General features: G+C 63.8%; 11 protein-coding genes. 2 read left to right on the top strand and 9 right to left on the bottom strand.

The genetic code is table 11. The annotated features are described in order from the left end of the window. From BLX41_RS34610 to BLX41_RS06550, 9 genes are all read right to left on the bottom strand, one after another. Nucleotides 1–651: methionine ABC transporter ATP-binding protein (locus BLX41_RS34610; protein WP_259744486.1), on the bottom strand; the 651-nt coding region annotated here is incomplete at its 3' end. Between the two features lies 1 nt (nucleotide 652). Beyond that, nucleotides 653–1,462 (bottom strand): MetQ/NlpA family ABC transporter substrate-binding protein, encoded by an 810-nt coding sequence (locus tag BLX41_RS06595; RefSeq protein ID WP_123724248.1) that lies wholly within the window; start codon nucleotides 1,460–1,462, stop codon nucleotides 653–655. Between the two features lie 110 nt (nucleotides 1,463–1,572). Continuing rightward, the gene (locus BLX41_RS06590) at nucleotides 1,573–2,940 is read right to left on the bottom strand and encodes an LLM class flavin-dependent oxidoreductase (protein ID WP_123724247.1); all 1,368 of its coding nucleotides are present in this window, start codon (nucleotides 2,938–2,940) and stop codon (nucleotides 1,573–1,575) included. Next, a complete protein-coding gene (locus BLX41_RS06585; protein ID WP_123724246.1) occupies nucleotides 2,940–4,139 on the bottom strand; it encodes an SfnB family sulfur acquisition oxidoreductase in 1,200 nt (399 codons plus the stop codon). The genes BLX41_RS06590 and BLX41_RS06585 overlap by 1 nt, the downstream gene beginning before the upstream one ends. Before the next feature lie 39 nt (nucleotides 4,140–4,178). After that, nucleotides 4,179–5,420: an SfnB family sulfur acquisition oxidoreductase gene (locus BLX41_RS06580; RefSeq protein ID WP_123724245.1), complete on the bottom strand. Its 1,242-nt coding sequence runs from the start codon at nucleotides 5,418–5,420 to the stop codon at nucleotides 4,179–4,181. A gap of 511 nt (nucleotides 5,421–5,931) precedes the next feature. Beyond that, complete coding sequence (gene tcyN / locus BLX41_RS06570) at nucleotides 5,932–6,693, bottom strand: L-cystine ABC transporter ATP-binding protein TcyN (RefSeq protein ID WP_123724243.1); 762 nt, start codon at nucleotides 6,691–6,693, stop codon at nucleotides 5,932–5,934. Between the two features lie 4 nt (nucleotides 6,694–6,697). Further along, complete coding sequence (tcyL, locus tag BLX41_RS06565) at nucleotides 6,698–7,363, bottom strand: cystine ABC transporter permease (RefSeq protein ID WP_123724242.1); 666 nt, start codon at nucleotides 7,361–7,363, stop codon at nucleotides 6,698–6,700. After that, a complete protein-coding gene (tcyJ, locus tag BLX41_RS06560; RefSeq protein WP_123724241.1) occupies nucleotides 7,363–8,160 on the bottom strand; it encodes a cystine ABC transporter substrate-binding protein in 798 nt (265 codons plus the stop codon). The genes tcyL and tcyJ overlap by 1 nt, the downstream gene beginning before the upstream one ends. 434 nt (nucleotides 8,161–8,594) lie before the next feature. Beyond that, nucleotides 8,595–9,590 carry a D-cysteine desulfhydrase gene (locus tag BLX41_RS06550; RefSeq protein WP_123724239.1) on the bottom strand — a complete coding sequence of 332 codons (996 nt, stop codon included), beginning with the start codon at nucleotides 9,588–9,590 and terminating at the stop codon, nucleotides 8,595–8,597. 189 nt (nucleotides 9,591–9,779) lie between these two features. Here BLX41_RS06550 and epsC point away from each other — a divergent pair, with 189 nt between their 5' ends. Together epsC and betT are read left to right on the top strand one after the other, a co-directional pair. After that, entirely contained in the window at nucleotides 9,780–10,706 is a 927-nt protein-coding gene (epsC, locus tag BLX41_RS06545; protein WP_041115170.1) for a serine O-acetyltransferase EpsC, read from the top strand. A 494-nt stretch (nucleotides 10,707–11,200) separates the two neighbouring features. Further along, entirely contained in the window at nucleotides 11,201–13,162 is a 1,962-nt protein-coding gene (gene betT / locus BLX41_RS06535; RefSeq protein ID WP_185073422.1) for a choline transporter BetT, read from the top strand. Nucleotides 13,163–13,196: the final 34 nt, after the last annotated feature.

The raw sequence follows: 13,196 nt of genomic DNA, 5'->3' as shown, positions 1-13,196 counted from the left end.
GTTGATCTTCTTGAGCAGGCCAAGGATCGACTGGGTGGTTTCCGGGTCCAGGGCCGAAGTGGCTTCGTCGCACAGCAGGATCTCGGGATCGTGGACCAGGGCCCGGGCGATCCCCACGCGTTGTTTCTGGCCGCCGGACAACTGCGCCGGGTAGGCCCGGTGCTTGTCCTTGAGGCCCACCAGCTCCAGCAGCTCGCGGACCTTGCGCTCGCGCTCGGCCTTGGGCACGCCGGCCACCTTCAGCGGCAACTCGACGTTGTGCCATACGGTCTTGGCCGACATCAGGTTGAAGTGCTGGAAGATCATGCCGATGCGCCGGCGCAGGGCCACCAGGCGGTCTTCGTCGAAGTCGCCGATGTCCACCTGATCGATCAGCACCCGGCCGCTGCTGGGTTGTTCCAGGCGGTTGATGGTGCGGATTAGCGACGACTTGCCGGCGCCGCTGCGGCCGATGATGCCGAACACTTCACCGCGCTGGATCGCCAGGTCGATGCCGTGCAGAGCCTGCACCGGACCCTGCTGGCCCTGGTAGGTCTTGCCCAGGCCGATAAAGCGCACCTGGGCACGGTTCAGGTCAGGGTGCAGCTCGGTCTGTCCGGCGCTGTGGGGCGCCGGGTCGGGTAGCTTGCGCTGGAGAGTCGCGACACTCATTTCAACCTTCCCAGCCGGCTTGGTAGAGCTTGCCGTGGGCTTTATCCAGGGCGGCGCGAACCTGTGGCGAGTGCTGGTAGATGTCGACGAACTTGATCAGCCGCGGGTCGTTCTTGCTCTTGGGCTGGATCACGAACTGAATCACGTATTCCTTGTGGTCCAGGCCGTCGAACAGCAGCGCCGAGCCGGCATCGAAGGTCTTGGCCAGGCGGATGTAGGCCGGGTAACCCTGGACCAGATCGGCGTCGTCATAGGCGCGCACCAGTTGCACGGCTTCGACCTGGAGGATCTTGATCTGCTTCGGGTTGCTGACGATGTCTTCTTCGGTGGCCTTGTAGCCGACGCCCGGCTTGAGGGTGATCAGCCCGGCCTTGGCCAGCAGTTGCAGGCCGCGCCCGCTGTTGATCGGGTCGTTGGCGATGGCCACGCTGGCGCCTTGTGGCAGTTCGGCGAAGCTTTTGTATTTCTTCGAGTACAGGCCGACGTTGTTGATGATGCCCGGGGCGAAGGGCACCAGATCGAAACCGGCGGCGGCCTTGGCGTTTTCCAGGAAGGGAATGTGCTGGAAGTAGTTCACGTCGATATCGCCGGCGGCCAGGCTGACGTTGGGCGCGATCCAGTCGGTGAATTCCACCAGCTCGACTTTCAGGCCCTGCTTGCCGGCCTCTTCCACGGCGGCCTCCAGGGGAATGGCGAAGGCGGCGGTGGTGCCGACCTTGAGCGGCGCGTCAGCGGCGAAGACGGCACTGCTGAACAGGCCGAGGGCGAGGGCCAGGGCTTTTAGCGGGTGGCGCAGGCGTGTGGTCTTCATGTGGGTCAGGGTCCAGGTCGGGGCGAGGGAATGGGCAGGTCTTGCTGGCCTCTTCGCTGGCAAGCCAGCTCCTACAGGAGCGGGCAGGAGCCGGCTTGCCAGCGAAGCTATTAGCGGCGGTAGGCCGCACCGGTGTGTCGTTCGGGCAGCTTGCGGCCCTGGCGAAAGAGCTTCTCGCGCAGGGTGCCGTCGTCGTAGGCGGTCTTGTAGGAGCCGCGGCGCTGCAGTTCGGGGATCACCAGGTCGATGAAGTCGACGTAGCTTTCCGGGGTGACGATGCGGGTCAGGTTGAAGCCGTCCAGGCCGGTCTCGGCGATCCAGGACTCCAGATCGTCGGCCACCTGCTGCGGCGAGCCGACCACGGTGAAGTAGCGGCCGCCCAGGGCGTGCTGGTCCAGCAGCTTGCGCCGGGTCCAGTCGTTGTTCTGCAGGTTCTTGGTGGCCGACTGGATGGCATTGCTCTTCACGTACTGGATCGGCTCGTCGATCTCGTACTGGGAAAAATCGATTCCGGTGGACGCGGAAAAATGCGCCACTCCGGCTTCGGCGCTGGCATGGCTGCGGTATTCGGCGTGCTTCTTCCAGGCCAGTTCCTCGGTCTCGCCGACTATCACGTTGAGGCCCATGAACACCTTGATGTCCTCGGGATTGCGCCCGGCGGCCACGGCGCTGGCGCGGACCTTGTCCACCTGGGCCTTGGTCGCCGCCTTGTTCTGCCCGCTGATGAACACGCACTCGGCGTGGCGCCCGGCGAACAGCAGGCCGCGATCCGAGCTGCCGGCCTGGAACAGCACCGGGGTGCGTTGCGGCGACGGTTCGCACAGGTGGTAACCACTGACCTGGTAGAACTCGCCCTGGTGCTCGACCTTGCGCACTTTTTCCGGCTGGGCATAGATGCGTTGCTCGCGGTCATTGAGGACTGCGTCGTCTTCCCAGCTGCCTTCCCAGAGTTTGTACAGCACCTCCAGGTACTCGTCGGCCTGGTCGTAGCGGCGGTCGTGCTCGATCTGCTCCTTGAGCCCCATGGCCTGGGCGGCGCTGTCCAGGTAGCCGGTGACGATGTTCCAGCCGACCCGGCCACGGCTCAGGTGGTCAAGGGTGGAAAGGCGCCGGGCGAACAGGTAGGGCGCCTCGTAGGTGAGGTTGGCGGTCAGACCGAAACCGAGGTTGCGGGTCACCGCGGCCATGGCCGAGACCAGCAGCAGCGGGTCGTTGACCGGCAGTTGGATCGACTCCTTGAGGGGTACGTCCACCGAGTTCTGGTAGACGTCGTAGACCCCGACGATGTCGGCGATGAACAGCCCGTCGAACAGCCCGCGCTCCAGCAACTGGGCCAGTTCGGTCCAGTACTCGAGGGTCTTGTACTGGGTCGAGTTGTCCCGCGGGTGGGTCCACAGGCCATGGTTGATGTGCCCGACGCAGTTCATGTTGAAGGCGTTGAGCAGGATCTTTTTCTTGGCGGTTTCAGGCGCGGCCATCAAATGGTCCCCCGCAGCGGCGGGTTCTGCTGATTCAGGTAGTAGTTGCCCACCGCGTGGTACTTCCAGCGCACCGGGTCGTGCAGGGTGTGCACCCGGGCGTTGCGCCAGTGGCGGTCCAGGCCATGTTCGGCCAGGGTCGCCTGGCTGCCTGCCAGTTCGAACAGGGTGCTGCCGGCGGCCAGGGAGATTTCCGTGCTCAGGGCGCGGACTTCGGCCACGGCGATGGAGGCGGCGGCCACGGTGTCGGCATTGGTCTCGGCCTGGGCCCGGTCGAGGAATTCCCCGGCGCGCTCCAGCAGGGCCTCGGTGGCGTGCAGGCGGATGCTCAGGTGGCCGAAGCTCTTGAGGGTCAGCGGGTCTTGCGTGGCCTGGTCGTTGCCGGAGTCGATCCATGGCCGGGTCTTGGTCCGTACGAAGCGCAGGGCGTCTTCGTAGGCGGCGCGGGCAATGCCGGTGTCGATGGCGGCGTGGAGGATCTGCGCCAGGGGACCGACCGGGGTCGGGCGTTCGAAGGCGCTCTGGAACGGCACCACGTCAGCCTCGTCCACCGCGACGTTTTCGAACAGCACCGAGCCGCTGCCGGTGGTGCGCTGGCCGAAGCCGCTCCAGTCGTCGATCACGCTCAGGCCCTGGGCGTCGGCGGGGACGAAGGCCAGTTGCTGCACGCCGTGTTCATCCACCACCGAGGTGGGAATGCGCTGGGCATAGATGGCGCCGGTGGCGTAGAACTTGCGCCCGTCGATGCGGTAGCCCTGGCCGCTGCTGTCGCGGCTCAGGCGGGTGGTGCGGTCATGGGCGGTCTTGGTGCCCAGCTCGGCCAGGGCATTACCGAAACGCCGGCCGGCGAGGACTTCGGCGTACAGCCGTTGTTTCTGCTGAGGGCTGCCGTTCACTCGCAGCACTTCCAGGGCGTAGAAATGGTTCTGCGGGATCTGCCCCAGGGAGGCATCGGCCTCGGCGATCAGGGCGATGACCTTGGCCAGGGTAACGTTGGACACACCGGCGCCGCCGTATTCCTTGGGCACGCTGATGCCCCACAGGCCGGAGCGGGTGAAGGCTTCCAGCTCGGGGTGCGGCAGGCGCCGTTCACGGTCGCGCAGGGCGCTGTCGCGTTTGAAATCTTCCGCCAGGTCGCTGGCGACAATCAGGGCTTGTTCATCGCTGGTGATGACCGCGATGTGTTGAGAAAGAGACATGTGTTTCTCCAGAGATCTGGTCAAAAGCGTTCTGGGCGGTTAAATCCAGGAGTGCCGGGCCGGCAGCGTGCCGTTCAGGTGGTAGGCGCCGACAGCGTGGTACTTCCAGCGCACCGGGTCGTGCAGGGTGTGCACCCGGGCGTTGCGCCAGTGACGGTCGAGGTTGAACTCGGCGAGGGTGGCGCGGCTGCCGGCCAGCTCGAAGAGCTTTTCGCTGGCCAGCAGCGAGATCTCGGTGGTCAGCACCTTGGCTTCGGCCACGGCGATGGAAGCGCGGGCGGCGGACTCGGCGGTAATCGGCGCCGCGCTGACCTGGTCCAGCACCTGCCCGGCCTTGCGCAGCAGGGCTTCGGCGGCGTGCAGTTCGATCTGCAGCTTGCCGATGTCGGCGATCACATACAGGTCGTCGCTGGCGCGCTCGACGTTGGCGTCGATCCACGGGCGGGCCCGTTCACGGACAAAGGCGATGGCATCGGCCACGGCTTCCCGGGCGATGCCGGCGTCGATGGCGGCCTGGATCAACTGCGACACGGCGCCCTGGATATTCGGTGACTCATTGATCCGCCAGTTGTCCAGCACCAGCTCGGACTCGACCCGTACATCGTTGAGCAGGATGGTGCCGCTGGCGGTGGTGCGCTGACCGAAGCCGGACCAGTCGTCGACGATGCGCAAGCCTGGGGTGCCACGGCGGACGAAGGCCAGCACCTGGCGGCCCTCCTCGTTGAGTGCCTTGACCGCTACCCAGTGGGCGAACAGGGCGCCGGTGGAGTAGAACTTCTGGCCATTGATCACATGGCCGTCGGCGTCGGCGGTGATCCGCGCCTTGAGTTCCAGGGTGTTCTTGGTGCCGCGTTCCGGGCCGGCATTGCCGATGCGCCAGCCTTCCAGGACGCTCTGCAGCAGCTGTTTCTTCTGCCGCTCGCTGCCGCAGCCGAGAATCAGGCCGAGGATGCCGAACTGGTTCTGCGGGATCTGCCCCAGGGCCGGGTCGGCCGCGGAAATGATCGCGAAGACTTCGGCCAGGGTGACGAAGGAAACCTGTGGCCCGCCGTAGGCGCGGGGGATGGAAATGCTGCCCAGGCCGCTGCGGGTGAATTGTTCGATCTGCGCCCAGGGCAGCTTGCGCTGACGGTCACGTTGGGCGGCTTGCTGGCGGGCAACGTCCGCCAGTTCATGGGCGGCTTGAAGGGCTTCGGCGTCGTTGCGCAGAACCCGTGCGGGCAACAAAAGGGGGGCAATATCCAGGTCGCTCTGGACCTGTGCTTCAACCAGACTGGACATCAGCGCCACTCCTTGGCTGCACGCAATGCCCTGGCGATTTGCACTGGGGTGATTGTGTTCCGAACCATACCTACCTCACATCTCATGGATATGCCGCGCTCGTGCGGCGAAATCAGAATCAAGAATGTCCGGTGGTCCGGTGCATATACCCTATGCGCGTATAAAAATTAAATAAACTAACTTTTAGGAATATGAATAGAAGGGTTGAATCGAAGCCCGCAGGCGTTATGGATCAAGGCCTTAGCGTGCTTCCACGGCTGTGGTTCTAGCGACGAATGTCCCCCAAAACCACCCCGTACCTGCACGTAGGCGCTGGCTTGCCAGCGAAGGTGTCCTTGAGGGCGGTGCAAGGCTTGAGGGCCTTTTCGCCGGCAAGCCGGCTCCTACGGTGGGTGTGGTGAGGGGGCGTGGTCTGCTGTAGGCGCTGGCTTGCCAGCGAAGGCGTCCGCGAGGGCGGTGCAAGGCTTGAGGGCCTCTTCGCCGGCAAGCCGGCTCCTACGGTGAGGGGGCGTCAGGCGGGGGACTGGTCGGGGTTGAGGAACTTGCTGAGAAACTGTCGGGTGCGCTCTTGCTGAGGGTTGGCGAACAGCGCCTTGGCTTCGCCCTGCTCGACGATCACGCCCTTGTCGAAGAAGATCACCCGGTTGGCCACATCCCGGGCAAAGCTCATTTCGTGGGTGACGATGACCATGGTGCGTTTCTCTTCGGCCAGGCTGCGGATGGTCGCCAGCACTTCACCTACCAGCTCGGGGTCCAGGGCCGAGGTGGGTTCGTCGAACAGAATCACCCGGGGTTCCATGGCCAGGGCTCGGGCAATCGCCACCCGCTGTTGCTGGCCACCGGACAGGCGCCGGGGGTAGCTGTCTTCCTTGCCTGCCAGGCCGACCTTGGCCAGCAGTGCACGACCCAGGGCCAGGGCCTGGTCCCGTGGGGTTTTCTTGACCACCAGCGGGCCTTCGATGACGTTCTCCAGGGCGGTGCGGTGGGGGAACAGGTTGAAGTTCTGGAATACGAAACCCACTTGCTGACGCAACTGGCGAATCCGGCTTTGTTGCTGGTTCAGGGGGATTTGGCTGTCGATGGCAATGTCGCCGATCCGGATGCGTCCGCTGGTCGGTTCTTCAAGAAAGTTGAGGCAGCGCAGGAAGGTGGTCTTGCCCGAACCGCTGGGGCCGATGATGGCAACCACTTCGCCTTCCTTGACCTCCAGGTCGATGCCGTTGAGTACGGTCTGGCCCTTGAACTGCTTGGTCAGTTTTTCCACCACGATCATGGCTTCAAGACTCCTGGTCGTGCCGATTGACCCGCTCTTCCAGACGGTTCTGCAGGTGCGCGAGCACGCTGGCGAGAATCCAGTAGATCAGAGCGGCGGCAAGATACATGGTGAAAATTTCGAAGGTGCGGGCGGTGATCAGCTGCGCCTGGCGGAACAGTTCCGGCACCTGGATGGTGGCGGCCAGGGCCGTGTCCTTGACCAGGGAAATGAAACTGTTGCCCAGCGGCGGCAAGGCGGTGCGCATGGCTTGCGGCAGGATTGCCCGGCGCAGGGTCTGGGCCCGGGTCATGCCGATGCTGGCGGCGGCTTCCCACTGGCCGCGTTCGATGGAGCCGATGGCGGCCCTGAGGATTTCACAGGCGTAGGCCGCCATGTTCAGGGAAAAGCCGATCAGCGCTGCGGGCAACGGATCCAGTTCCAGCCCCAGTTGCGGCAGGCCGTAATAGATCACGAACAGTTGCACCAACAGTGGCGTGCCGCGAAAGAACGACACGTAGACCCGGGCAATCCAGCTCAGCAGCTTGAAGCGCGACAACCGCATCAAGGCCAGGCCAAAGCCCAGCAGCAGTCCGAAGAACATGCCGCCGAGGCTGAGGATGACCGTGTAATACGCGCCCTTCAGGAGAAATGGCGCTGAATCCAGCGCCAGTTGCAGACCTGCTTCCATTATTGGGTGACGTCAGCGTTGAAGTATTTTTCCGAGAGTTTTTTCAACGTGCCGTCGGCCCGCAGTTCCTCGATCGCCTTGTTCACCGCAGCCAGCAGCTCGGGTTCACCTTTGCGCAGGGCCACACCGGCTTCCTGGCGGGAGAAGGGTTCGCCGGAGACCACCAGGGTGTCCTTGGTTTTCTTGATCAGCTCGAAGGCGGCCAGTCGGTCCACCAGGATGGCGTCGATACGACCTACGCGCAGGTCCTGGTATTTGGTCGGGTCATCGTCGTAGGTCTTGATGATGGCGGTTGGGACGTTGTCCTTGAGCCACTGCTCGTAGTTGGTGCCCAGTCCCACGCCGACTTTGTGGCCACCCAGGTCGGCAGCGGTCTTGAACTTGCCGTCATCCTTTTTCTGGGTCAGGGCCTGGATCCCGGAGACGGTGTAGGGGGTGGAGAAATCGTATTTTTTCTTGCGCTCTTCGGAGATGGTCACCTGATTGACGACCGCGTCCAGGCGCTTGGACTCCAGGGCGGCGAGGATGCCGTCCCATTTGGTCGGTTGCAGCTTGACCTTGACCCCGAGTTTTTTCGCCAGGGCTTCGGAGAACTCCACTTCGAAGCCGGCCAGCTTGCCGTTTTCGTCGACGAAGCTGAACGGTGGATACGTGCCTTCCAGGCCGACGTTGATCACTCCCGCATCCTTGATTTTCTGCAGTTGCTCGCCGGCAACCGCTTGTCCCATCAATCCGGCACCGAGGGCCAGGCCCAGTGTGCCAATCAGCAGATTGCGACGCAGTACGGAAAAATTCATGACAAGCCCCTGTGATTTCTTATGCACGATGCGGGTGGGAGATGCAGGCCAATCGGTGAGCCGAAAGTAACGCGTTATCCTGCCTTAAATGCAGCTTATGCGTCTCGCGGCAAATGAGCCTGCGGCGCGACTATAAAGTGATGTTTATAGGTTTAAAAATAATATAAATTTACTTTGTTATTCCATTTTGTTTGGTTCTGCGCATGCAATCCCCTCCCCCTCGTAGGAGCTGGCTTGCCAGCGAAAGCGTCCCCGAGGGCGGCGCAAGACTTGCGGGCCTCTTCGCCGGCAAGCCGGCTCCTACACAAAACTCCACGGCATTCACCTCGTAGGAGCTGGCTTGCCAGCGAAGGCGTCATCGAGGGCGGCGCAAGACTTGCGGGCCTGTTCGCCGGCAAGCCGGCTCCTACACAAAACTTCACGGCATTCACCTCCTACGCGAAGGCGCCGGCGTAGGCGAACAGGGCGGGGGCGCCGCCGGTGTGCAGGAAGATGATCGGGCCATCGTTGAAACGCTGGCGACCGACCCCGTCCAGCAGGCCGGCCATGGCCTTGCCGGTGTACACCGGGTCCAGCAACAGGCCTTCCTGGCTGGCCAGCAGCTTGACCGCCGCCAGCGTCCCGGCATTGGGTTCACCGTAACGGGGGGCGAAGTACTCGTCCCACAACTGCACGTTGAAAGCGTCGGGCAGCTTTACTCCCAGCAACTCGGCGGTGCGCTCGGCCAGGCCCTGGACCTTGGGCCGCTGGTCTTCTTCGCTGCGTGACACGGTAACGCCGATCACCGGCAGTTGCGGCAGCACTTCGCTCAAGGCCAGGGCCAGGCCGCTGTGGGTGCCGGCGCTGCCGGAGGCCAGGACCACGGCGGCAAATTCCAAGCCGCTGTCTTCGATCTGCTGCGCCAGCTCCAGGCCGGCGCGCACGTAGCCCAGGGCCCCCAGGGCGTTGGAGCCGCCGATGGGCACCAGGTAGGGTTTCTTGCCGTTGCTGCGCAGGCGCGCGGCCAGGGCGTGCAGTTGCTCGTCGGCCTGGTCGAGGTTTTCCACCAGCTCGACCTTGGCGTCGAACAGGTCCAGCAGCAGGCGGTTGCCATTGCCCAGGTAGTTGGGGTCTTGGGTGCCGGTGGGGTTTTCCAGCAGGGCCACGCAGCCCAGCCCCAACTTGGCGGCCAGGGCTGCGGTCTGGCGCACATGGTTGGACTGGATGGCACCGGCGGTGATCAGGGTGTCGGCGCCCTGGGCCAGGGCATCGGCGGCCAGGTATTCGAGCTTGCGCAGCTTGTTGCCGCCCATGGCCAGGGGCGTGCTGTCGTCGCGTTTGACGTAGATATCGCGGCCGATCCAGGCCGACAGGCGTTCGAGTTTTTCCAGGGCGGTGGTAGACCTGAGCAGGTCGAGACGATTAAAGCGGGCGAGCTGTTGTTTGATCATGAGTCCGCACGGAACAGGGAAGGTGCAAGGACTATAGGCAGCCCTTTTTGCCCGGGCAACCGCCAATCGCTTATGCGAAAAAGTGCTTGAAGCCAGACAATTAGTTCTTAAGCGCGGCCCTGGCGGGGCGTAAAGTGATCGCCGTTTGCGCGGCCCGATTGTCCGGCTGCCCGAGTAAGGAGTCTTATCGTGAGCGAGCGTTCCAGCCATTGGCAATTGCAGACCATCGTGGGGCAATTGCGTGATGCCCGTGATCAGTGGCGTACCCGCAATGGTCGGGTCAGTGGTGAGCAGGGCGGGCGCGAATTGCCTTCGCGAGCGGCCATGGCCGAGATCCTTGAGGCCCTGTGCGGTGCGCTGTTCCCCATGCGCCTGGGGCCTGTGGACTTGCGCGAAGAGAGTGAAGACTTTTACGTCGGCCACACCCTGGACGCGGCGCTCAATGCCTTGCTGGCTCAGGCACGCCTGGAACTGCGCTACGTGGCCCGGCAGAACGGCGAGGCGGATGCCGAGGTCAATGCCCGGGCGATCCGCCTGATCCAGGATTTTGCCCTGGCCCTGCCGGGCCTGCGGGTGCTGCTGGACACCGATGTGCTGGCGGCTTACCACGGTGACCCGGCAGCCCGCAGCGTGGATGAAGTGCTGCTGTGCTACCCCGGCATCCTGGCGGTGATTCATCACCGCCTGGCGCACCATCTGTATCGCGCCGGCCTGCCGTTGCTGGCGCGGATCAGCTCGGAAATCGCTCACTCGGCCACCGGCATCGACATCCACCCGGGGGCGCAGATCGGCCGCAGCTTCTTTATCGACCATGGCACGGGTGTGGTGATCGGCGAGACCGCGATCATTGGCGAACGGGTGCGTATCTACCAGGCGGTGACCCTGGGCGCCAAGCGCTTCCCGGCGGACGAAGACGGCCAGTTGCAGAAGGGCCACCCGCGCCACCCGATCGTCGAGGACGACGTGGTGATCTATGCCGGCGCGACCATCCTCGGGCGCATCACCATCGGCAAGGGCTCGACCATTGGCGGCAACGTCTGGCTGACCCGCAGCGTGCCGGCCGGCTGCAACCTGACCCAAGCCAACCTGCAGCACGACGACGGCTCGCAGAAGTAGGCGCTGGCTTGTGTAGGCGCTGGCTTGCCAGCGAAGGCGTCCCTGAGGGCGATGCAGGGCTTGCCGGTCTCTTCGCCGGCAAGCCGGCTCCTACGGAAGAAGGTGTACGCCTGCCTGTTGTAGGAGCTGGCTTGCCAGCGAAGGTGTCCCTGAGGGCGATGCAAGGCTTGCGGGGCTGTTCGCCGGCAAGCCGGCTCCTACGGGAGAGAGGCCGGTTCCGAGCAGGGGCTTTTTCTGCTGAACGATTGCGTGCGACATACGTCATACCCTTCCTTGAGCTAGCGTACTGACAGTACCGCTGAGCCCTGCGATTAGTCCTCGACCGCCTATCCATGTTTAACTTGAACGCTTGTTCAAGTTAAACCGGTGGTTCGCTGCCCGCTCACAACAGGAGGCTTGCCTTTGCTGAGTCCGTCTATTTCAGCCATGTTTCATCCCTTCGAGGTGCACCCTGCATGAGTGCGCCATCCACCTCCGCGAATACTCTGATTCGCATGAACCCTCCGGTGTTCTACTTCGCCGCGAGCTTTATCCTGATCTTCGGTGTGGTGGTGATTTCCATGCCGGAACAGGCCGGCGCCTGGCTGCTGGCGGCGCAAAACTGGGCGGCCAACACGGTCGGCTGGTACTACATGCTGGCGATGACCCTGTACCTGGTCTTCGTGGTGGTCACCGCCTTGTCCGGCTACGGCAAGATCAAGCTCGGTGCCGACCACGACGAACCCGAGTTCAGTTACCTGTCTTGGGCCGGCATGCTGTTCGCCGCCGGGATCAGCATCACCCTGTTCTTCTTCTGCGTTTCCGAGCCTCTGACCCACATGTTGCAACCGCCCCAGGGCGAGGCCGGCACCGCCGAGGCGGCGCGTCAGGGCATGCAGTTGCTGTTCCTGCACTGGGGACTGCATGGCTGGGGGGTGTTCGCGTTCGTCGGCATGGCCCTGGCCTATTTCGCCTACCGGCATAACCTGCCGCTGGCCCTGCGTTCGGCGCTGTATCCGCTGATCGGCAAGCGCATCAACGGCCCTATCGGCTATGCGGTGGACGGCTTCGGCATCATCGCCACGGTGTTCGGTCTGGGCGCCGACATGGGCTTTGGCGTACTGCACCTGAACTCCGGCCTCGACTACCTGTTCGGCATCGCCCACACCCAGTGGATCCAGGTTGGCCTGATCACCCTGATGATGGGCGCGGCGATCATTGTCGCGGTGTCCGGGGTCGACAAGGGCGTGCGGGTGATGTCCGACATCAACATGCTGCTGGCGGTGGCGCTGCTGCTGTTCGTGCTGTTCGCCGGCCCCACCCAGCACCTGCTCAACACCCTGATCCAGAACCTGGGGGATTACCTGGGCGCCTTGCCCACCAAGAGCTTCGACGTCTACGCCTACAACAAGCCCAGCGACTGGCTGGGCGGCTGGACGGTGTTCTACTGGGCCTGGTGGATTGCATGGTCGCCGTTCGTGGGTCTGTTCATCGCGCGGATTTCCCGGGGCCGGACCATCCGCGAGTTCGTCTTCGGCGTGCTGTTGATTCCCCTGGGCTTCACCCTGGCGTGGATGTCGATCTTCGGTAACAGCGCCATCGACCAGGTGCTCAACCACGGCATGAGTGCCCTGGGCATGTCGGCCATCGACAACCCGTCGATGACCCTCTACCTGCTGCTGGAAACCTACCCCTGGAGCAAGACCGTGATCGCGGTCACGGTGTTCATCAGCTTCGTGTTCTTCGTCACCTCGGCGGACTCCGGCACCGTGGTGCTCTCGACCCTGTCGGCCAAAGGCGGCAACGCCGATGAAGACGGGCCGAAATGGCTGCGGGTGTTCTGGGGGGCGATGACGGCGCTGGTTACCAGTGCGCTGTTGTTCGCCGGCAGTATCGACTCGCTGAAGTCGGCGGTGGTGCTGACCTCGCTGCCGTTCTCGCTGATTCTGCTGTTGATGATGTGGGGGCTGCACAAGGCGTTCTACCTGGAGTCGCAGCGGCGTATCGCCCAACTGCATTCCCTGGCACCGGTGGCGCCTTCGCGTCGGGGCAAGGGCGGCTGGCGCCAGCGTTTGAGCCAGGCGGTGCATTTCCCGTCCCGTGACGAGGTGTATCGCTTCCTCGACCAGACAGTGCGCCCGGCCATCGAAGAGGTGACCGCGGTGTTCGTCGAGAAGGGCCTGAACGTGGTGACCCAGCCGGACCCGGCCAATGACAATGTCAGCCTGGAAATCGGCCATGGCGACCAGCATCCGTTCATCTACCAGGTGCAGATGCGCGGGTACTTCACCCCGTCCTTCGCCCGTGGCGGCATGGGCCCCAAGGAACTGCGCAACCGCCGTTACTACCGGGCCGAGGTGCATCTGGCCGAGGGCAGTCAGGATTACGATCTGATGGGCTACACCAAGGAACAGATCATCAACGACATCCTCGACCAGTACGAACGCCACATGCAGTTCCTGCATCTGGTGCGTTGAGCGGGGTGCTCAGGTCCTGGTGAGCAACAGATAG

This window comes from Pseudomonas protegens (assembly GCF_003732485.1).
GTDB lineage: Bacteria > Pseudomonadota > Gammaproteobacteria > Pseudomonadales > Pseudomonadaceae > Aquipseudomonas > Aquipseudomonas protegens_B.
Note: the sequence above shows the minus strand (reverse complement) of the source record. Positions and strands in the feature narration are given on the sequence as shown.

Coding starts and splice junctions, on each gene's coding strand:
- BLX41_RS06550 (WP_123724239.1), bottom strand. CDS start 9,590: ATGATCAAACAACAGCTCGCCCGCTTTAATCGTCTCGACCTGCTCAGG.
- tcyJ (WP_123724241.1), bottom strand. CDS start 8,160: ATGAATTTTTCCGTACTGCGTCGCAATCTGCTGATTGGCACACTGGGC.
- BLX41_RS06580 (WP_123724245.1), bottom strand. CDS start 5,420: ATGTCCAGTCTGGTTGAAGCACAGGTCCAGAGCGACCTGGATATTGCC.
- BLX41_RS06590 (WP_123724247.1), bottom strand. CDS start 2,940: ATGGCCGCGCCTGAAACCGCCAAGAAAAAGATCCTGCTCAACGCCTTC.
- betT (WP_185073422.1), top strand. CDS start 11,201: ATGAACCCTCCGGTGTTCTACTTCGCCGCGAGCTTTATCCTGATCTTC.
- BLX41_RS06595 (WP_123724248.1), bottom strand. CDS start 1,462: ATGAAGACCACACGCCTGCGCCACCCGCTAAAAGCCCTGGCCCTCGCC.
- tcyN (WP_123724243.1), bottom strand. CDS start 6,693: ATGATCGTGGTGGAAAAACTGACCAAGCAGTTCAAGGGCCAGACCGTA.
- BLX41_RS06585 (WP_123724246.1), bottom strand. CDS start 4,139: ATGTCTCTTTCTCAACACATCGCGGTCATCACCAGCGATGAACAAGCC.
- tcyL (WP_123724242.1), bottom strand. CDS start 7,363: ATGGAAGCAGGTCTGCAACTGGCGCTGGATTCAGCGCCATTTCTCCTG.